This window comes from Polaribacter uvawellassae (assembly GCF_039748955.1).
GTDB lineage: Bacteria > Bacteroidota > Bacteroidia > Flavobacteriales > Flavobacteriaceae > Polaribacter > Polaribacter uvawellassae.
The window spans coordinates 1-21,398 of the sequence record NZ_JBDIZN010000009.1; the positions used below are offsets into that span (position 1 = coordinate 1).

General features: G+C 29.3%; 23 protein-coding genes. 20 read left to right on the plus strand and 3 right to left on the minus strand.

The features are described 5' to 3' along the window. Nucleotides 1-127 precede the first annotated feature (127 nt). From ABDX67_RS13220 to ABDX67_RS13300, 18 genes are all read left to right on the plus strand, one after another. Nucleotides 128-1,141, plus strand: coding sequence for an alpha/beta hydrolase (locus ABDX67_RS13220; RefSeq protein ID WP_347175518.1), 1,014 nt, complete (start codon nucleotides 128-130; stop codon nucleotides 1,139-1,141). A 171-nt stretch (nucleotides 1,142-1,312) separates the two neighbouring features. Continuing rightward, nucleotides 1,313-3,136 carry a DUF262 domain-containing protein gene (locus ABDX67_RS13225; RefSeq protein WP_347175519.1) on the plus strand — a complete coding sequence of 608 codons (1,824 nt, stop codon included), beginning with the start codon at nucleotides 1,313-1,315 and terminating at the stop codon, nucleotides 3,134-3,136. A 148-nt stretch (nucleotides 3,137-3,284) separates the two neighbouring features. Beyond that, nucleotides 3,285-4,862 carry a hypothetical protein gene (locus tag ABDX67_RS13230; RefSeq protein ID WP_347175521.1) on the plus strand — a complete coding sequence of 526 codons (1,578 nt, stop codon included), beginning with the start codon at nucleotides 3,285-3,287 and terminating at the stop codon, nucleotides 4,860-4,862. Nucleotides 4,863-5,021: 159 nt separating this feature from the next. Next, on the plus strand, nucleotides 5,022-5,552 hold the full coding sequence (locus ABDX67_RS13235; protein WP_347175522.1) for a DUF6584 family protein: 531 nt from the start codon (nucleotides 5,022-5,024) through the stop codon (nucleotides 5,550-5,552). 676 nt (nucleotides 5,553-6,228) lie between these two features. Further along, nucleotides 6,229-7,287: a PIN domain-containing protein gene (locus tag ABDX67_RS13240; RefSeq protein WP_347175523.1), complete on the plus strand. Its 1,059-nt coding sequence runs from the start codon at nucleotides 6,229-6,231 to the stop codon at nucleotides 7,285-7,287. A gap of 144 nt (nucleotides 7,288-7,431) precedes the next feature. Further along, the gene (locus tag ABDX67_RS13245) at nucleotides 7,432-8,079 is read left to right on the plus strand and encodes a hypothetical protein (RefSeq protein WP_347175524.1); all 648 of its coding nucleotides are present in this window, start codon (nucleotides 7,432-7,434) and stop codon (nucleotides 8,077-8,079) included. 145 nt (nucleotides 8,080-8,224) lie between these two features. Beyond that, nucleotides 8,225-8,731 (plus strand): hypothetical protein, encoded by a 507-nt coding sequence (locus ABDX67_RS13250; protein ID WP_347175525.1) that lies wholly within the window; start codon nucleotides 8,225-8,227, stop codon nucleotides 8,729-8,731. A gap of 152 nt (nucleotides 8,732-8,883) precedes the next feature. Further along, complete coding sequence (locus tag ABDX67_RS13255; RefSeq protein WP_347175526.1) at nucleotides 8,884-9,879, plus strand: alpha/beta hydrolase family protein; 996 nt, start codon at nucleotides 8,884-8,886, stop codon at nucleotides 9,877-9,879. 166 nt (nucleotides 9,880-10,045) lie between these two features. After that, the gene (locus tag ABDX67_RS13260; RefSeq protein WP_347175527.1) at nucleotides 10,046-11,245 is read left to right on the plus strand and encodes a hypothetical protein; all 1,200 of its coding nucleotides are present in this window, start codon (nucleotides 10,046-10,048) and stop codon (nucleotides 11,243-11,245) included. Between the two features lie 127 nt (nucleotides 11,246-11,372). Further along, nucleotides 11,373-12,275: a hypothetical protein gene (locus ABDX67_RS13265; protein ID WP_347175528.1), complete on the plus strand. Its 903-nt coding sequence runs from the start codon at nucleotides 11,373-11,375 to the stop codon at nucleotides 12,273-12,275. Between the two features lie 160 nt (nucleotides 12,276-12,435). Further along, a complete protein-coding gene (locus tag ABDX67_RS13270; protein ID WP_347175529.1) occupies nucleotides 12,436-13,197 on the plus strand; it encodes a hypothetical protein in 762 nt (253 codons plus the stop codon). Between the two features lie 165 nt (nucleotides 13,198-13,362). Continuing rightward, nucleotides 13,363-14,067 carry a CPBP family intramembrane glutamic endopeptidase gene (locus ABDX67_RS13275; protein ID WP_347175530.1) on the plus strand — a complete coding sequence of 235 codons (705 nt, stop codon included), beginning with the start codon at nucleotides 13,363-13,365 and terminating at the stop codon, nucleotides 14,065-14,067. A gap of 685 nt (nucleotides 14,068-14,752) precedes the next feature. Then, complete coding sequence (locus tag ABDX67_RS13280; protein WP_347175531.1) at nucleotides 14,753-15,232, plus strand: GyrI-like domain-containing protein; 480 nt, start codon at nucleotides 14,753-14,755, stop codon at nucleotides 15,230-15,232. Then, on the plus strand, nucleotides 15,229-15,504 hold the full coding sequence (locus ABDX67_RS13485; RefSeq protein WP_430438133.1) for a DUF3781 domain-containing protein: 276 nt from the start codon (nucleotides 15,229-15,231) through the stop codon (nucleotides 15,502-15,504). Before ABDX67_RS13280 ends, ABDX67_RS13485 begins: the two co-directional genes overlap by 4 nt. Nucleotides 15,505-15,635: 131 nt before the next feature. Beyond that, nucleotides 15,636-16,283, plus strand: a complete 648-nt coding sequence (locus ABDX67_RS13285) for a hypothetical protein (RefSeq protein WP_347175532.1) — start codon at nucleotides 15,636-15,638, stop codon at nucleotides 16,281-16,283. A gap of 142 nt (nucleotides 16,284-16,425) precedes the next feature. Continuing rightward, nucleotides 16,426-17,040, plus strand: a complete 615-nt coding sequence (locus tag ABDX67_RS13290) for an FEKKY domain-containing protein (protein WP_347175533.1) — start codon at nucleotides 16,426-16,428, stop codon at nucleotides 17,038-17,040. 157 nt (nucleotides 17,041-17,197) lie between these two features. Further along, nucleotides 17,198-17,851 (plus strand): DUF4272 domain-containing protein, encoded by a 654-nt coding sequence (locus ABDX67_RS13295; RefSeq protein ID WP_347175535.1) that lies wholly within the window; start codon nucleotides 17,198-17,200, stop codon nucleotides 17,849-17,851. Nucleotides 17,852-18,553: 702 nt separating this feature from the next. Beyond that, nucleotides 18,554-18,859 carry a hypothetical protein gene (locus tag ABDX67_RS13300; RefSeq protein ID WP_347175536.1) on the plus strand — a complete coding sequence of 102 codons (306 nt, stop codon included), beginning with the start codon at nucleotides 18,554-18,556 and terminating at the stop codon, nucleotides 18,857-18,859. Between the two features lie 319 nt (nucleotides 18,860-19,178). On the opposite strand, the gene ABDX67_RS13305 is transcribed toward ABDX67_RS13300, so the two are convergent. After that, on the minus strand, nucleotides 19,179-19,343 hold the full coding sequence (locus tag ABDX67_RS13305) for a hypothetical protein (protein WP_347175538.1): 165 nt from the start codon (nucleotides 19,341-19,343) through the stop codon (nucleotides 19,179-19,181). Between the two features lie 75 nt (nucleotides 19,344-19,418). Here ABDX67_RS13305 and ABDX67_RS13310 point away from each other — a divergent pair, with 75 nt between their 5' ends. After that, the gene (locus ABDX67_RS13310; protein ID WP_347175539.1) at nucleotides 19,419-20,162 is read left to right on the plus strand and encodes an N-formylglutamate amidohydrolase; all 744 of its coding nucleotides are present in this window, start codon (nucleotides 19,419-19,421) and stop codon (nucleotides 20,160-20,162) included. Between the two features lies 1 nt (nucleotide 20,163). Next, nucleotides 20,164-20,559, plus strand: a complete 396-nt coding sequence (locus tag ABDX67_RS13315; protein ID WP_347175541.1) for a hypothetical protein — start codon at nucleotides 20,164-20,166, stop codon at nucleotides 20,557-20,559. A gap of 143 nt (nucleotides 20,560-20,702) precedes the next feature. Here the strand turns inward: ABDX67_RS13315 and ABDX67_RS13320 are convergent, their stop codons facing one another. Beyond that, nucleotides 20,703-20,930, minus strand: coding sequence for a helix-turn-helix transcriptional regulator (locus ABDX67_RS13320; protein ID WP_347175542.1), 228 nt, complete (start codon nucleotides 20,928-20,930; stop codon nucleotides 20,703-20,705). Further along, complete coding sequence (locus ABDX67_RS13325) at nucleotides 20,920-21,366, minus strand: hypothetical protein (protein ID WP_347175543.1); 447 nt, start codon at nucleotides 21,364-21,366, stop codon at nucleotides 20,920-20,922. The genes ABDX67_RS13320 and ABDX67_RS13325 overlap by 11 nt, the downstream gene beginning before the upstream one ends. Between the last annotated feature and the right edge of the window lie 32 nt (nucleotides 21,367-21,398).

Genomic DNA, 21,398 nt, shown 5'->3' on the forward strand with positions numbered 1-21,398 from the left:
ATGCAATTAATTTATACAACCAAATAAGATTACACGTATCTTTAGACTATAAAACACCAAATATGGTATATAAATTATCAGCGTAAATTCAATTTTAACCTGTAGCCATATTTCAGGACTAGACATTATGAGAAACCTACTGATAATAACATTTTTACTGCTTTCAAATCATATTTTTAGCCAAAACGGATATTATGGAAATGAAAAACAGATTGAGAACGTTGAGAAATATAACAAAGAAGAAATTTCAGCCGAAATTGATAACGAAATTAAACTTTTTGGAACTCTTTTAAAACCAAAAAATGAATTTGATAAAATTCTTATAATTATTTCTGGAACTGGACAAATTTCTCAAAATGCTCACAACTATCTGACTGAATATCTTCTCGAAAATAATATTGCAGTTTTTAGATTTGACAAAAGAGGAGTCGGAAAGTCCACAGGAACATATGATGACCGAGCAGAAACCTACACAAACGATTTTGTTAGAATTTTCAATCAATTAAAAACACTCAAGTCAGTTCAAAATAAAAAGATTGGATTTCTTGGACATAGCCTTGGTGGAATTGTTTCAATTCAAGCATTTGAGCAAGATATAAAACCAGACTTTTTAATTCAATGGTCTACACCAATTGGCAAACCACGTGAATTGTTGAAATATCAGATTAATAATGGAATTAAAAACTACGATAATCTAATTATTGGAAAGACAGATAAAGACCAAATCAAAACTTTGGATTACATATTTGAATTAATTGACCAAAATCCCGAATTGAGTGCTTGGGAATTGTGGAAAATAGCACGTAAAGAATCTAAAAACTTTGGAATTAATAAAAAGGCATATGCAAATTATCTTCAACCACACAAAGTTGCGGAGGCGAGAATGGACAATACAAAAAACTACAAAGAAATTGTATTCCCAACTTTAGTTATTATAGGCGAAAAAGATATTTTAGTTGACCCAAAACAAAGCAAAACTGAATTAGATAATATTGAAAATCCGAATATCGAATTCAAATTAATTAGTGAACTAAATCACTTTATGACTAAAAGTGGAATTGACTGGAAAACGAACGAAATTTATAATGTCGATTTAGGTTTTAAAGAGTACATAGTGAATTGGATTAATAATATAAAATAACTATTGGCAACAACGTGTATAATTCATTGCTAGTACCGGCTTACTTACGAAAATCCTCGCGGATTTTCTATTCGGTTTGTATTTGTTAATTTAGTTGCTGAAACACGCAACGAAATCATACACAAACACGTTGGCAACAAGCTGAAGAAAAACCCGAACAACAATAAAAATATGGCTGAAAAGAATAATATTCAAATACAATTTGACTACCTTGATTTAGAAAAATGCTTCAAGAATTTTTACGTAGTTCCTGATTATCAAAGAGAATACGTTTGGGAAGAAAGACAAGTAAACCAATTATTATCTGACGTTTTTGACGAGTTCGATAACAATCACAATAAAGAGTATTTTATTGGAAGTACAGTAGTTTTTAAAGACAATAACGGTTCTTATGAATTGATTGACGGACAACAGAGAACCACTACTCTATTTTTAATTATTTGTGCTTTAAAATCTGTTTATAAAGAATGGAATTTAGACACAGATACACTTGACCGAATGATAAAAGACAAAACGGTTAATGCTTTAGGAGATTCAATAGATAAATATAAATTAGAACTTCAATACAAAGATTCTTCAAATATTTTAAATATAATTTCTTCACTTTCTGACAGACCTGAAAATTTAAAAGGTTCTGCCGAAAGACTTTTTAATGCTTACGAAAACATTATTGCGTTTTTAAATCAAAATTTCAGAAAAGACAAACCTGAACAACTTAAAAAGTTTTTTGTTTATCTATATCGTAAACTAAAATTTATTCAGATAGAAACACCTGAAATAAATGACGCATTAAAAATATTTGAAACCATTAACGAAAGAGGAATTGGATTAAATCCAATGGACTTACTTAAAAATTTGATTTTTAGACAAGTTGACAGAAATGAGTTTACAAAACTCAATACTAAATGGCAACAGTTAGTTTCTATTTTAACAAAGAACAATGAAAAACCTTTGCGTTTTTTACGTTATTTCATAATGGCAAATTATAATGTCAATAGTCCAAAAGGAGATGAGATTTTAAGAGAAGATGAAATTTATAATTGGATTACAAAACCCGAAAATACAATCCAATGTAATTACGAAAAAGAACCTTTTGACTTTGTTGATTTACTAATTGAAAATGCAGAAATTTATGTCAAATTCTTCAAAGGAGAAGACCAAATTGGACAAAATATCTTTCTAAATAATATTAGAAAATTAGGAGGTGGTTCATTTCGTCAACATTTGATTTTACTATTAGCAGGTAGAAAATTATCAAAACCACTTTTTGACCATTTTGCTAAACAAATCGAAACTTTAATATTCTTCTATTTCATAACAAGAGAGCCAACTAAAGAATTTGAAAGGAACTTTTCAAAATGGGCAAAAGACTTGATAACCATAAAAACAGCAGACGAATTAGACCAATTTATCAAAGATAAAATTGAGCCAGAAGTTGCAGAAAAAAAGAATAGTTATAAAAGTAGTTTCCTTGACTTGAATCAAAATTCAGTTCAGCAATATCGTATGAGATATATTTTAGCAAAAATTGCTCAATATATAGACCAACAAAGATTAGGTTCTTACATTCCTCAAACACTTGATAATTATATAACGACAGGAATCGAAGTTGAGCATATTTTACCTTTTACACCTGAAAATGGTTTAAGAGAAAAAATCGGAGAAGAATATGACGAAGTAAAAATCAAATTAGGAAATCTGACTTTACTCGAAAAAAGTATAAATGCTTCGATTGGAAATAACGACTTTTATAATCACAAAGTTGGAGAATATTCTAAATCTTCCATCTATTTGACTAAATCAATTTCATTACTTGAAAATGTCGGAACTTATACAGCAATAACAAGAATTAATCAACGATTAAAGTCGTTTACAGATTGGAATAGCTCAACAATTACGGAACGTCAAGAATTATTATTTGACTTGTCGAAAAGTATTTGGGAAGTGGATTATATTAACGAACTGAAAGAAAAGCCAGTTGCCAACAACGTATAAAATTAATTGCTTGGTTCTTGCTTACTTACGAAAATCCTCGCGGATTTTCTATTCGGTTTTTATTTACTAAATCCCGTGCTTAACCACGCAACTAATCTTATACAAAACCGTTAGCCACAAGGCGAAAACCAATCTACACGAATAAAAAATGGAGAAAGATTATTTTCTTTTAGAGGACAAAAAAAAAGAAATTGAATCCAAGTTCTTAATCAAAAATGGTTGGCTAAAAATTTATGAAGATGATTCTAAAGACTTTGACGATTCTGCTGGATTATATTGTTGTCTAATATCAAACGACAAAGTTGAGAAATACAGTCAAGATTATAATTGGCCACTTTCAATGGGAAGTGAAGGAAAGCCATCTGTTTACGGAGACAACACGTATAAATCAAATGACGAAGAAGGTTTAGAACCTTTTTTATTCTACAAAAGCTTTTCGTTACAGGAAACTTCAATAAAATATATAGATGTTGCAGAAGAATTTGTTCTCTACTTTCGACTTTACGAAAAAGGGAATAACAAACAAAACCGCACATTTTATTATGTAAGCGATTATGGAGAATTAGACGAAGTTCTAATCATTGAACCAAAATTGATTAAAGTAAAAATCAAGTATTTGAGGGAATATATCACAATGAGAGATATGAACTTCGTAATTTGCTATGATTTTATGAGATTGTTAAAAGAAATCCCTTCAGATTGGAACATCAAACACAAGGATGAATTAATCAAAGAAAATGACTTTATTTATAGTCATTTAATTCGCAATGTATCCGACAAAACTCAAAGTTGGATTATGGGAAAAGTATTTATTAAACCAAATGAATTAAAGAAATCACATTTTGACTTTGGAGAATCAAAAAATCAAAGCTTTATAATCGGAATTGATGACGAAGGGGAATTAATTTATGAAGATTGCGGAAAAACAGACGGCAATCATTTTAAAGTTACTTATTTCAAAAAAGAGGTTTTAAACAAATACTACAATGAACCAAACAAATATCAAGTTGATGGATTTAGTGTTGGCTCAAAGTTTTTTAGATTAAAAATAGACAATAACGTAGATGAATACATTCCTGTCTTTCTTACCAATTTGAGAATGCTTCCAGAAAAGGAACAACTTCATTGGAAACAATATAATATTCCACCGAAAGAGGGAATGAATATTAGTAGAACTTATTACAGAACAATGATAGAAGGTCAATGGGCAGAACAACCTGAAACAGTTGACTTGTTCTTTAAATCAAAGTATAAAAGCTTCAATAAAAAATGGCAAGAAAAGTTTGGTTGGCAATTGTACAAACCATTATCAAAAAAAGATGAGCATCTATTTACTGCATTACATAAAATAACAACAAACAACGTTAAAGCTTTCTGTGAGCAAACTCTAACAATAGTAAAACTGACTATTGACAGACTTAATGAAAAGGAATTAGCAAAAGGGTTAGATTTAGACTCAAAAATTCGAGGAATTGGAAAGTTTGAAAAGTTTTTAGAGTCAAAAGGAATGAATATTCCCGATATGTTTGTGTTTTTAAGAAATCTTCAAAATTTAAGGTCTGGACTAATTGCCCATACATTTAGTGAGTCTAATAAAGACTGTAAAAAAGCTATTGAATATTTTGGAATTACAGATAGCAATTACATTGAAGTTTTGGAAGAAATATTTGTAAAATCAATATTTACATTTAATACTCTGGAACAATATTTTGAGTTGAAAGAATAAAAGCCCAGTGGCTAACAACGTATATAAAAAATAGCGGTTTTATCGCTTAAATGAAACAAAATGAATAAATTAAAGGTCTGTTATAATCCGAAAAGTTAGTGCTTAAAATCCGCTACTTTTCATATACAAGACCGTTGTGGTGCATTTAAGAAAAACATTGTGAGTTTAAAAGAAAAGTTAGAGAAAATAGATTCTGAAATTGAAAACGGACTGAAATTCAAAGCGTCTGACAGATTGCGGAATTTAATTCAGGAAAACCCAAACGAAACTCAATTGTGGAATAAACTTGCCGAATTATATTACGAAAGCGGATTTCTAGACTCTGCAGGAAAATATTGGATTTTGACCGAACCGACTGATGAGCGAATCAAAAAATGTGTTGAGCTTTATGAAAAATCTGTAAATTATTCTGGATATCAAATTTTGCAAGAAATTGTATTTCGTGGAGATAAATCTAAACTTTCGGAATTCGCTCAAAACAAATTGACGGAATTAGAAGCTGATAGTAAAAAGAAAACGGATTATGTTCCAAAATTTAGCCCAAAAAAGAATAGACCGAAAAACAAAAACGCTGAATACAAAAGGACTTTTAAAGATAAACTTGGAGAATGGATATTATTTGGAATTGTTGCTTCAATCCTAATTCTGATTATAATCGGATTTGTAACTGTAATTAAATGGATATTCTGAAAATAAAAAACGACACCACAACAACGTGTATAGTTAATAGCTAATGTTGGCTAAGCGCAGGATCTTTTCCAACAATTCACTATATTACATTGCGGAATATAATCGCATACTTGTCCGCAACTAACCATACACATATACGTTGGGTTTCATTTATGGAAATCGTTAAAATTTAAGCTTTTAGTTTTTAAATAAAGTTTATAAATGGTTGAAAAATCTCTGAAAAATTATATTGGAATATTCTCAGAAAATCGGAAAACAATCGTTTGAAAAATTTCGTTTTTTAAGAATATTTTTTGCAAACGGAAAAATTCCAGTTGAAAATCTTTGCGGAAAATTATGCTGGAAAATCAGCAATCGGAAAAACTAAAAATAAAGATTTAGTTGCTAAATAAAATTTTTAGAAAACTTGAAAATGGAATTGAATAGCAAAACGTCGGAATGAAAATCTGAATGAAAAAATCTCGAAATTATTCGCTGAGAATTTTTACAAAAAAACGGAATGAAAAGTAAAACCCAAAAATAAAACGAAAACCCAACAACGTGCATAATTCATTGCTTACTAAGTTTTTCCTTCGGAAAAACCTCGCAAACCTCAAATGTTTGTAATTGTTTAAGTTTTTTTCGCTAAATTCACGCAAACAAATCATGCACAAAACCGTTGCCACACATTTGAGAAATGAACATATTCATAGACACATCAGTAATATATAAAGACCCATTTTGGAAAGGAAATTTCTTTAGTGAATTGATTGACATTGTAAAAGAAAAAGAGATTGGTCTTTACATTTCAGATGTTGTTTTAATGGAAATTGAAAGGAATTATGGAAAAATCGTTGACCAACAAATATTTCAGCTTTCAAAAGCTCATTCCGAAATTGACCATTATCAAATGTCATTGGAAAATGAATCGATAATCGACAAAGATAAATCTATTAAAGGGTTAAAAAGTCATTATAAGAAACTTATAGACGAAGGCATATTGACACTTCTTAAGTATTCTAACGAAATGATGCCAGAAATAGTAAATCGAGCTGTTTACAGAAAAAAACCATTCACGGAAACAAAAACTGAATTAAAAGACACGATAATTTGGTTAACATATGCAGAACACGCTGAAAAACAAAAACTTAAAGATTGTATTTTACTAACAAATAATGTTTCTGATTTTTGCGATACAGAAAAACTTAAAGAAAAGATTTTCGAAATACATCCTGATTTACAAAAAGACAGTAAAAGATTTAAAGTATATAAATCACCAAAAGAATTAATTCAGAACGAAAAATCAACTCTACAATTTATCACTCAACGATTTGGTTCTTGGCTTGAAGAACAAGAATTTGATAATCAATTTGTTTTAGAATTGTTAAAAGAAAATTTTGAAAAAGAAATTAAAGACAGAGTAGAAAGAGAATATGAAAATCTGAATTTGGACGATGTATTCAGAGAAGAAGATTATTATTTGGATGGCTATGTTTCACCAGGGTTTATCGAAATAACAGATGTTGATGCGATTGAAATCGATACTTTCAATGATGAATGTATAATTTCAGGACAAGTATTTATCAGCTGTGATGTAGAAGGCTATCAATACAACCCAGTTCGTGACAAAGGAGAAGATAGATATAACTATTTTGGAGAATTAACCAATGTCGGAATACTTACATTTTCATTCTATTATGACAAATCGGAAATTCCGAGAAGTCTGAATTTAGATGACTATGAAATTGTGGAATAAAAACGTGTGGCAACAACGTGTATAATTAATGGCTGGTTCTCGCCTACTTACGAAAATCCTCGCGGATTTTCTATTTGGTATTTATTTGCTAAATTCCGTGCTTAAAACACGCCACTAATCATATACAAACACGTTACCACACATTTGAGAGCAACATTGAGAAATTGGAATAACATAGAATGGATTTTTGAAAAGGATGGAGCTTTAAGAGATATTTATGTCCAAAACGCAACGATTTCGGATTGGGAAAAAGTAGTTGATTTATTAAATTCTGAATACCAATTGACTTTTGGAGTTTATGAAGATAATTTGATTGACAAAATTGACTTCGGATACGTGAAAACTATGTTTGCGGACGAAACTGGCGAATTGGAAACTAAATCTGCAACTGTTGATTTAAATGGAATTGTAGTAAAGTGCTACTTTTTCCTCGAAAACCAAATCGAATTTGACATAAATCCAACCGAAATTAAAACAGAATCGGAATTTAATAAGATTACAGATTTTATGAAATCCATCAGTTCGAAATTGGAAAAACAGATAACACTTTGTGGAGAAAATCAACCTGAATTTCCACTAATAAAAATTGACTCTAAAAACGGAATTGAAAAAATACTAACTGAAAAAGAGACTGAAAACTTGTGGAAAAAGGCAAACCAAAATGTTAGCGGATTTACAAAGTTAAAGTCAAAAATAATAATGAAATACTTTCCTAAAATATTTGAAAAGAAAATTATGGAAAGTGTAAATAGTGAATATAAATCAACACCGAAAGAAAAAAACGTGTGGTAACAACATATATAATTTATTGCTAGTTTTAGCCTACTTACGAAAATCCTCGCGGATTTTCTATTTGGTTTTTATTTACTAAATTCAGTGCTTGAAAAACGCAACAAATCATATATAAACCGTTGTAGCCAATTAAAACAAAATCAATATGAAATTTTATCTGACAATTACAATTACTCTTTTAATCTCAACATTAGGATTTTCTCAAACTTCTGAAACTGACTCAATTTCTAAAGCTAAAATAAAAAAATTGGATTTCATGGTTGGCAACTGGAAAGGAACTGGTTGGATGATGGGAAGAAATGGAAAATCAGAATTTGAACAAACTGAAAGAATTGAATTTAAATTAGACTCAACTGCTGTTCTTATTGAGGGAAAAGGAATATCGAAAGGGAAAATTGTCCACAATGCACTTGCAATATTAACGTATGATAAAACTAATGACAATTATATATTTCGCTCATATTTACCAAGCGGAATGAATGCAGAGTTTAAGGCTGAAATTATCGAGAATAAACTATACTGGTATCCAAATGATAATGTACGATATATAATATGGCAAAATGAGAAAGGACAATGGTATGAAACCGGAGAATATAAGAGAGAAAACGCTTGGAGTCAGTTTTTCGAAATGACACTTGATAGAGAACAATAACTGGCTACAACAATGTATAACCGCAATTACGGCGGATTCGACTACGTCCGAATCCACTCGGAATTGCTAACGTCAGTGTTTAACCGAAAAATTTGCGTACTTTAACCCGTAACTGACGGTTATACGAGACCGTTAGGCAACATTTAAAAAAAATGAGAACAATAATAAACATTCTGATTTTATTCATAACCGTAAATGCTTTTTCTCAAAAATCGGCAAAGGATTTTGGGTACCGACATTTTCCAATCGACTTTAAAAATGACACGGTTCATATAATCGTAAAATCCAAAAAAAATGAGGAACAAATCAAAAAACCAATTTTTATATTCATTCAAGGTTCACTTGCGAAACCAGTTTTAAAATATAACGGAGAAAAACATTATCCGCCTTTTCCATTTTCTTCTAAAATTCTTGAAGATAATTATCACTTAATCGTAATCAACAAACCTCAAATACCATACATAACTGATATTGAAAATTTAGATGATAATAAAGAATTCATTGACAAAGAAACCAATTTACCACCTTCAGAATATCTTGAAAGGAATTATTTGGACTATTATGTAGAAAGGAATAGCAAGGTTATACAATATTTGAAAAAACAAAATTGGGTGGACAGTTCAAAAATTGTTGTGGCAGGACATTCAGAAGGAAGCACAATAGCTGTAAAAATGGCAACTACAAACCAAAACGTAACGCATTTGATATATTCAGGTGGCACACCTTATTATTCCAGAATTATGTCAATAATCAGCCAAGACAGAGAAATAGAAAACGATAGCATAAGTTGGGTCGAAAGAGACTTTGAATATTGGCAGAATACTAATAAAAATAAATTCGATATATCGAGAGAACACGGCTTTAATACTTACAAAGGAACTTATTCTTTTTCACAAAATTTGAGCGAAGATTTTAAAAAATTAAATATACCTACATTGGTCAGTTATGGAACAAAAGACACAGCAAGTCCATTCAACGATTTATTAAGAATACAAATGATTGAAAGTAATAAAACGAAAATTGATTTTAAAGCATATATTGGTTTAGAACATAATTATTTTCCGCTAAATTCAGATGGTTCGTTGAACTACAATGAATTTAATTGGGACAAAGTTGCAATGGATTGGAAAAAATGGCTTGCGGAATAAAACGTTGCCTAACACCGTATATAATTTATTGCTTGGTTCTCGCTTACTTACGAAAGTCCTCGCGGACTTTCTTGGTCGGTAATTATTTACTAAATTAGTTGCTTGAAACCCGCAACAAACCATATACACAAACGTTGGCAAACATTAAAAATGAACTTTACTTAAAATGAAAAACACATTATATATCCTTTGTTTTCTTTTTATAATAATATCGTGTAAAAACAATCATAATTTAAAAACTGAAACGCATCAGGAACAAGTAACTACATTAAAAGGGAAAGTATACAAATGGGTTTCTGATTCAATTTACATTAGTCATTTACCATTTCATTCTGCTCATTCAAGTTTTACCGAGTTTCAATTACTTTCAAAAGATAGCACTTTTCAGTTTCAATGGAAGAATTTAAAAGAACCAATAATTGTTAGCGCCTCTCCTTTAAAATCGTTTTCAAAAATGATTATTGAAGAGTTAATTTATGAGAACTTAACAGAAGATTATTTTTATAGCGAATGTTTAAAATTTATACAAAATGGAAACACAATCTATTTTATTAACCCAAATATGACAACAGAAATTGAAATTACTGCAAATACTTGGGTTGATTCTCTTTCTGAAAAAAGAGCTAATTATTTCAGAAAAAGAGGTGTAATAATACCTAAGAATAACAAAATTAGAGATTACGGAAAATCTATTATTTCTTTTATCAATCATTCAAATACTTTTAACAATCATTATTTTCAAGGTTTTTTTGAACTTAGAAATCAAATTGATGAAGTTTTTGATAGTTATGGCTCTAAAAATTTCACGATGGCAATTGCCAAATTAGAAAAAACAAAACAAGCATTACTTTTAAATTTAGAAGAAAATAAAGGCAAATTACTTCATTATTCTTATCAATATTTTAAAAGTGATATAGAGTTTTCTGCAAAAAAAGAGCTTTTAAAATATCTTACATTTCGAAAAAAAGAAACCTATAAAGAAATTATAAAAACAGGGAAAGTTCCAGAGAAAATGGCAAATATTCTAGCTTTTGATAAATTTAATATAAATCCAATTGTATTAAAAACACAAATGTATAATGAGTATGTTGAATTTTATATCAACTTTGTAATGAATCTTGAAGAGAAAAAATATATTGAATTTCGTCCTTTGAGTATTAAAAAAATCAATGTTGCTTTCTCTGAATTACCAAAAGAATCTGCATATTTTTATATATCTAATCATTTACTAAATATTAAAAACATAAATTTATTCAAAGAAAAATATAATGAAATTATTACTAAGTTTCCAAATGGAGAATTGAATGAAAAGTTAAAAATTAAATTTGGAATTAAAGAAACGTTAGCCAACACTGTGTATAATTAATTGCTACGGAATTTCCTCAACGGAAATTCACGTGAATTAATTATCTTTCCGCAACGGCGGAAAGTGAATCGCACTTTTAACCGCAAAAAATCATACACAACCACGTTGGCAAACATTTAATAAAAATATGGGAATAAGAGAAAATTATCAAACTTTAAAAAATGCTTTAAAACATCTTTATGTAAAAAGCGAATATATTTCTGGCGAAAATGGTGGAAAGCCATATTTAATTAGCGACATTTCTAATTTAAAAAAAGGAATAGAATTACTTGAAAACATAGATTTTCTTGAAGTATATATCAATGATTTAAAAGAAAATTCAGGATTATTCAAGACATTTAAAGAAAAGGATAGTTTTAATTCTACTCAAGACACTTTAATAAAAGAAAATATAAATTCTTTAAGAACTGGAATTATATTCTTATTGAATTACTTCGATGAGCAAACAGTTAATGAAAAAGATATAGACGGAATATCTGTAAAATTACCTGAACTAGGCAGTTTTGATGAATTAAATAAAATATCAAATGACTTAAAAAAAGCAATTGAACTTCCAATAAATGATGCTGGAATTGAGAATGGGAAAACTGAAATTGTATCAGCAGAAAGAGGTTCAATTTGGCTGAATATTGCTTTGGGAACTGCTGCTGCTGTAAAACTAGTTGCCAGTATTACTTGGGCTGCAACATATTTAAGAAAGAAAAAAGCTGAAGCAAAAATATATGAAGAATATACCAAAACTTTAGAACTTAAAAATGACGCCTTATCTTCAATTATTGATGCACAAAAACAGCAATTAAAAAATATTTTAGAAGCAGAAGCTCAAGCAATAATTTCTGAACAATACAATCATAACGACCCTGAAACTTTAAAAAGACTTGAATTGTCTATTAACACAACTGCTGATTTAATAGACAGAGGAGTGAAAATTTTACCGACAAGTGAGAATGATAGCATAAAAGAACTTTTCCCTGATTATAAAAACTTGAATCTAATTCAATCGGCAATTAAGCAAATAAAGAATGAATAAAAACGATTTGCCAACAACGTGTATAATTCATTGCTAGTTATAGCCTACTTACGAAAGTCCTCGCGGACTTTCTATCTGTGATTTATTTGCTAACTTTAGTGCTGAAACACGCAACGAAATCATACACAAACACGTTGTAAGCAATTTAAGAAAAAACTAAATGGGAAGAAAAACAGCACAAATAATTGCAGAAGCATCTAAAAATTCTCAATCTTCAAATACAAAAAAATCTTGGTCACCAACTTCCAAAAGATTTGTTTGTTTTTTAGACATAATGGGATTTAAGGATTTGGTAATGCGAAATTCCCATAAAGAAATCTATGATTTATTAACCAAACTTTCTAAACACAGAGATACTTTAGAAAATGCGAAAAGTTTACCAGAACAATATGATTCTGATTCTCTTAAAACGGTTAGCTTTTCTGACTCGATTGTAATATTTACAAAAGACGACAGACCTGAATGTTTTGAACTAATGACATTTGCTGTTAGTTGGCTATTTTCACAATCATTGAGAGATGGAATACCAATGAAAGGAGCAATTGCTTTTGGAGAAATGAGTGTAAATATAAGTAGTCAAATCTTTTTTGGACAACCATTAATTGATGCGTATTTATTGGAAGAGGAAGTGAATTATTATGGAATAACCATTCACGATACTGTTGAACGTTATTTTGCTGAATACAATGTAAATGACGAAATTAAAGAACACTACATAGACTGTCTGACACCATTAAAATCTGGAAAAATTAACCATCTTAATTTGAATTGGATTAGGTCGTTAAATTTAGAAAAACAAGAAAATATTGACGAAAAACAAGAAGCTCTGAATTTAATGATTAAACAAAGAAGAAGAACATCTGGTTATCCAAGAAAATATATAGATAATACAGCAGAAGTAATTAAATTAATGTATGAATAAAAACTGCTTACAACACCGTGTATAATTAATTGCTAGGGGCAGTGTGTACTCGGAAAATCCTACGGATTTCCCTAAGGTTCGGTTTATTCTTACTAGATTAGTTGCGAGAGAATCGCAACAAACCATACACGAACCGTTAGGCATAATTTAAAACCAACCAAGTAAATGATAGGAATTTTAGTAGCAATTGCCATTTCCTGGTTGCTTTTTTATCTGATTGAAAAGAAGAACATTTTAGCATTAGGATTTCTTCCTATTGGCAAAAAATTAAAACAATTCTTAATCGGATTTTTAATTACTGGAATACTTTGCGTTCTTGTTCAATATTTAGAATCATATCTGAAATCTTCGACTTGGATTTTGAATAAGGATATTACGAGCGGAATTATACTAAAATCATTTTGGTGGGATTTTAAATCTGTATTGACAGAAGAACTAATTTTTCGTGGAGCATTATTATACATTCTCATCCAAAAAATAGGCTCAAGAAAAAGTATTTTGATTTCCGCAATCGCATTCGGAATTTATCATTGGTTCTCATACGGAGTCTTAGGTAACGTAATGGCTATGATTTTAGTTTTTATCGGAACTGGATTAATGGGTTATGCTTGGGCTTGGGCTTTTTCAAAAACTAAATCAATAATGCTACCTTTCGGACTTCATTTAGGTTGGAATTTTATTTACAATACTATTTTTTCAAAAGGTCCTTTAGGCGAATTAGTGTTGATTTCAAAAGGTGGAAATGAATTGGCTGATTGGACTTCACTATTAAATTTTGTTAGTGGATTGGTCATTGTTCCAATTTTAGTGCTGATTTATGTAAGATATTTTGTTAAAAAAGAAACGGAAATAATAACAACAGCTGAATAAAAACTATGCCTAACAACGTATATAACACATTGCCAAAATTTGGCTAACTTTAAAATCTCCACAACAAATAAAACTCAGTTTAGACTGAAAAAATGAATTAAATCATATGGCAACGTGTCATATACAAGACCGTTGCCAAAAACTACCCAATCACACTTCTGAATAAACGCACGAGCGAATTATTTTGAATATAAAAAGAAAAACAAAATCTGAATTAACTTAACGCAAAAATTACGGAAAAAAATTTCTGAGAATTTTGTTTAGCGCGAAAAAAATTTTGCTTTATAAACCTGGAATAAATATCAAAACGGAGAAATTACGTGCGAATTTGAGCAAGTTTAAGAAAACTGAATTGTGTGGAATAAAACTCTGAACCAATCTGAATGCGTGAATTTTGCGAAACCAAAAAAATAGAATTTAAGAAAATTAGTATAACCTGAAAATAAATCGGAATTTTAAGCCGAATTAGAACGAAAAAAATTTATATTTGAAAAGCGTGAAAGTTAATTGAAAACAAAAAGTAGCATTTGGCAACACCGTGTATATTTTATTGCTTTTGTAGTTTTTCTTACGAAAAACCACGCAAGCGTAAAAGCCGGGTTTTCTTAAGTTATTATTAGCTAAAACTCGCAACAAATCATACACAAATACGTTAGCGGTCATTAAAAAAAACATCCGTCAATAAATGAAAATTATAGAACAAAATATAAAGGTTTGCGGACTTGTTACCGAATTGACAAAGTCTCAATCTGAAAATTTTGGAATAATACAAAATCATTGGTCTGAATTTAATGCGGAGTTGAAAAGAAAAAAATTAAATCAAAATGGTGGGAATTGGACAAAATATGGAATAACGCTAAAAACGAACAAAAAATATTTCTATTTGACTGCAATTCCTGTAGGTGATTTAACTTTTCCAGATAATTTTAAAAATTTAGAAATTCCAAAAGGAGAATACGAGATGTTTTCTCACAAAGGAAAAATGGAAGATATTAAGAATACACTTTTTGAGATTTATAAAGTTATCTTGCCCAAGTCAAACCTGAAAATTGAAGACCAAGCGAAAACGGGATTTATACATTTTGAAAAGTATGATTATCGGTTTAAATGGAATAATCCAAATTCTATAATTGACATTTATTTACCAATAAAAACGAACAAATGAACAATTATAAAAAAGAGATTTCAAACAAAATTTGTTACACCGAACTTGTTTACGGCAGAATAAATAAAAAATTGAATTTAGAACTTTCAAAAGACAAAATTGAGAACCTTATTTCTACAATTTTATCAGAAACAGAGGAGTCTGATTTTAAGAAAAAAGGTAAGAATATTTATATATCGAACAACGAAAGAAATATTAGATTGACAATTAATTCTTATACGAATAGAATAATTACAGCAGATAAATTGAACGGAAAAACAACGAACCGCTAACAACATATATAATTTATTGCTAGTTCTAGCATACTTACGAAAATCCTCGCGGATTTTCTAGTCGGTTTTTATTTACTAAATTCAGTGCTTGAAAAACGCAACAAATCATATATAAATACGTTACCACACATTTGAGAGCAACATTGAGAAATTGGAATAACATAGAATGGATTTTTGAAAAGGATGGAGCTTTAAGAGATATATATGTCCAAAACGCAACGATTTCGGATTGGGAAAAAGTAGTTGATTTATTAAATTCTGAATACGAATTGACTTTTGGAGTTTATGAAGATAATTTGATTGACAAAATTGACTTCGGATACGTGAAAACTATGTTTGCGGACGAAACTGGCGAATTGGAAACTAAATCTGCAACTGTTGATTTAAATGGAATTGTAGTAAAGTGCTACTTTTTCCTCGAAAACCAGATCGAATTTGACATAAATCCAACCGAAATTAAAACAGAATCGGATTTTAATAAGATTACGGATTTTATGAAATCCATCAGTTCGAAATTGGAAAAACAGATAACACTTTGTGGGGAAAATCAACCTGAATTTCCACTAATAAAAATTGACTCTAAAAACGGAATTGAAAAAATACTGACTGAAAAAGAGACTGAAAACTTGTGGAAAAAGTCAGACCAAAATGTTAGCGGATTTACAAAGTTAAAATCAAAAATAATAATGAAATACTTTCCTAAAATATTTGAAAAGAAAATTATGGAAAGTGCAAATAGTGAATATAAATCAACACCGAAAGAAAAAAACGTGTGGTAACACCGTGTATAATTAATGGCTGGTTCTCGCCTACTTACGAAAATCCTCGCGGATTTTCTATTCGGTTTTTATTTGCTAAATTAGGTGCTTAAACACGCCACTAATCATACACAAAACCGTTGTACGCAATTTGAGAAACCGAATGAGAAAAAAGAAAAATCTGATTTTTATTACATTCCTAATAATCGGAATTGGATTTTTACTTTGGAATTTCGGATTCTTTAATCGCTATAATTATTTGACTGCAAAGTCAGATATTGCAAGTAATAACCCTCAAATTATTTTTATTGGAGAATCTATGCTAACATATTCAGATATCAATACAGTTAGCAAAAAATACGGATTTAAAGTTGTTAATTTTGATCGTATAGTAAATCAATCAGAACAAAACGGAATTGAAATTTACAATTCTCAAATGGACAATTATTTGGACAAACTAAATGGAATCGGATGGGAAACTGAATATAAAAAAGAAATTGACTCTTTGATGAAACTCACCAATATTCCGAAAACGGCATTTTGGATTGAAAAAGACGCCAGTGGAAACTGGTTTAACGTTGATTGGATGCATAATCATAAAAACAACGCAGTCATTTCGATTTATGACAAATATGGAAATTTAATTGTCAAAAGTAAGTTTATGAAAACCTGTCCTATTGACGAACTAAAATTCATTGAGGATTTGAAAACAGAAATTGACTTTTATGATGGAGAAAACATACAACTGAAAGATAATTGCTATTTATTAAAAGATTAAAAAACTGCGTACAACAACGTGTATAATTAATTGCTTTGGCAAGTGATTATTTGGAAAATTCCTTCGGAATTTTCTCGCGTTCGTTTTTGTTTACTAAATTAGTTGCTGAAACACGCAACTAACCATACACAATCACGTTGTGCATAATTGAAGAAAAATGTGGTTCCAAAAGAAAATTAAACCAGAAAAAATAAAGGATAGAAATACAAAGCAATTGCGTTCGAACGGAATTGAGGTGATTGAACATTTACCTTATTTGGACAATCCTGAATTTAGAGAACCAGAAGAAATTGCACATAGAACAATGGTTCTAACTGCATTATTTCAGTTACACCTTCAAGCACCAAGAAACGTAATCAAAAAATGGCTGGAGGAAAATAGACTTATAGCCTATTTGAACGAAGAAGAATTAGAATATTTGGAAACGGAATATTCGGAATTACCCGAACAGACTCAAATAGATATTTATTGGTTTGTAGAAGCCATTTGGACTTTTGCTTGGGTTGGCGGAATTCACAATAATCTGACTTTAAACACTGGTGTGGAAGATTCACTTGCTTCATTAATTCCGAACATAGCGAAAAATGAACCAGCGGAAAAATTTATATCTGAATTCAAATTGAGAAATCAAGTAGAAATCTTTGAAATGTTGGACAAGTTCTATCGTGCTCATTGGTTTGCTCGAAATAACAATTTGACTGGAAAACAATCGGACAAAGTTGATTTGGACATAATAATGGAAAGAAGAAAAGCATTGGAATATACAGTTTACAAAGAAATTGACTGGAATGAGATTTCACTTGATACGTAAAAAACAACTATGCACAACAACGTGTATAACGCATTGCTACTTCTAGCCTACTCGGAAAATCCTACGGATTTTCCTCTGGTTCGTGATAGTTTATTATCTTTAAGCTAACCAACGCAACACATCATACACGAAGGCGTTGCATGTAATAGCGGAATCGCACTCAGTCGGAAACAATTCGGAATATAGAAATATCTAAATTTCACCAAACAAATCGCGGAATTTCTTACTCGCAATCTGAATTTTGATACGTTCGGAATTTGACACTCAATAAATACATTATAAAACCACATCGGAATTTGAGCTAGCTTACGGAATTGCCACTCAAACGGAATTTATAAGCGTTATGAAAAACGGAATAGAACGCAGAAAATTACTCTTACGGAATTATGCTCGTTGCGGAATTATTCACTCAAACGTGGAATCAGACTCGTTACGGAAAAACTAAACTGAATATCTAACTAATTTGCTTTGTCTTTTGCAATTGACTTTGGTCTGACAATTAAAAAGCTACAACATGCAACAACGTGTATAATGTATTGCTACCACTAGCCTACTCGGAAAATCCTACGGATTTTCCTCTGGTTCGTGACTTTTTATTAACTTAGTTCCTTATCAACGCAACACATCATAACACGAAACCGTTGGCAGTAATTTGAGAAACTATATTTTCAAAAAGAAATATCCAATATTAACTTTGAAAAAATGAAAATTAAAGAATTAATAAAGAGTAATAATTTACTACTTTCAATGTGGTTAAGAGGATTTATATTTTTAAATATAATATTTATTATTTCAAACGGGAGAGATTGTTATCAAATCCTTCCAATTGGGAAGCTTTTAGCATTTTTAGGAGTAGCAGCTTTAGCTTCAATACCTGCTGGTTTTACTCTTTGGAGCATACTAATTATTGCTTTAGTTTTTATTGGAATAGCAACAGAAAACATAAAAAACAAAAAATATTTAGAAGCGTTTCTTTTAATAATTTGGATGTTACTAGCATTTATGTAATTAAATATGATATTGCCAACAATCTAAAAAATGAACTTTCAATAAACTAAAAAAATATTGTGATAAGGAATCTAACTTTTAAAAAACTAAAAATACTAGTTTTAATTACTTATGCTTTAATTGGAATATTAGTCTTTATTTACAGAGAATATTTATATGAAAACTGGTTAAATGTATTTCATATTATCGATAGAGAGTATAATGAGCCTTTTTCATATTTATCGATGTTTTATTATGGTACATTTTCAATTTATTTTTTAAGCTTTGTTTTATCTCCACTTAGAATTTTAGAAAAAAAACATAATGACGAAGAAAGGTTTTATTTCAAAACACCTGTAATTAACAAAAAGTATTTATCTAAAAAAGCAGGTAATTTTATTTTAATATTAGGGATTCCTATATTTCTTTTAATCTCTATTCTCATATTATTAACTTTAGAGTACACATTTTCTATTTTAGCAATACTATTTTTTGCTTCTATCATTTTTTTAATTATTACAAGTTTAGGTCAGAAAATTATAAAATTATTTAACCTAATATTAAATAATATACAGAAAAAATGAAAAAAATAATATTACACATCCCTCATTCAGCAACCAATATTCCATTAAAAGATGGCTATGTTTTAAAAGATAAAATTTTAAAAAATGAAATTTTAAAACTTACAGATTGGCATACTGAAGATTTATATAATTCAAATGAATCTGAAAGAATTGTTTTTGAATATTCAAGAATTTTTTGCGACCCTGAACGATTTTCTGATGATTTGCAAGAACCTATGGCAAAAGTAGGAATGGGAGTTTTATATGAAAAAACTGATGAAAATCAAATTATGAGAATAATCTCATCAGAATTAAAAGAAAAAATTTTAAAGGAATATTACTTTAAACATCATTCTAAATTAAATATTGCTGTAAAAAAACAATTAAAATTAAATAAAAGAGCATTAATTCTTGATTGTCATTCTTTTCCAGACATACCTATGAAGAGAAGTCAACATAAAATTGTTCCAAGACCAGATTATAATATTGGAACAGATAAATTTCATACACCAAAAAGATTAATAGATATTTCTGTAGACTTCTTTAAAAAAAGGAATCTTACACTTGGAATTGATTTTCCTTTTAGCGGTTCAATTGTGCCAATGGAATATTATCAAAAAAATAAAAACGTTGAATCTATAATGCTTGAAATAAATAGAAAACTATACTTAAAAGAAGGAACAAATGAGAAATCAGAAAATTATAAAAAAACAAAAAAAATAGTAAAAGAATATATTGAATTGTTAAAATCAGAACTTTAAAATGGAAATAACAAAAAAAACTATAAAACCTTTTTCGGCAAATGTCACATTCGGTCTTGAATTAGGCTATACAGGAGAATTACTTGAAAAAGCAAAAATCATAAAATACATTCAAAAAATTCAAAATGAATTAATTAAGAATAAAGATATATTTTTAAGCGTTTCAATATCTGAATGTAATATTGTTATGAGTGGTCAAGTTGAACCTCATTTATTATTAAGTTTTATAAATTATCCTAAATTTCCATTAAAAATTGAAGTTCTAAAATATGAAATTGAAGAATTAACAAGAGAATTAATGAGTGAATTTAAACAAAATAGAACTATTATTGAATATTTAGATGAAACTGTAATGTTGGAAAAAAATAAAAAAATTGACCCAAGAATAAAAAAATAACTACTGCCAACACCGTATATAATTTATTGCTGGCTTCTTGCCTACTTACGAAAGTCCTCGCGGACTTTCTTTATCAGTAATTATTTACTAAATTGGTTGCCTAAACCACGCAACAAACCATATACAAACACGTTAGCCACAAATTAGCAAGACTTACTTGGTTTCGAATCAAAATCACTTTTTTCTAGCTCGAAAAGTTCTTCAACATTTTTATCTAGAAATTTGGAAATTTTAAGAGATAAAACTGTAGACGGAACATAACGACTCGACTCAATAGAAATTACTGTTTGTCTAGATACACCAAGTAATTGAGCAAGTTCTTCTTGAGTTAATCCTTTAATTCCTCTAATTGCTTTTACATTATTTTTCATATTTATAAATTTGAATATGAATTATATAATTAAAGCGAATTATATATATAAACCAAAAAATGAAAATAGCCAAAATGAAAAATAGCATCAAACCTGAATCTCTTGGTGGATTTTTCATAAAGCCTATCCAAGCTAAACCTACAATGAGAAATAAAATTTGTAAAAAAGCAGCAAATTGAAATGATTTTAGTCGAACATTTTTTATCATTTCATCTTCAATTTTTTCTTTAGAAAATGCTAAAGCATAAGTACCAAATAAGAAAGAGAAAAAACCAAGAATAGCTGAACTTACATTTAAAATTTTTGGATTCGAGAGTCCAATAAGTTGAGAAAATTCAGTAATCCACCCTATTTGCATTATTATCCAGAGAAAAAAACCAGAAGGAGCAATTATCAATCCTATTCTTTTGAAACGATGTGGTAAAAGTTTGAACATAATATTATTTTTGTAAAGTTTACTTGACGTAA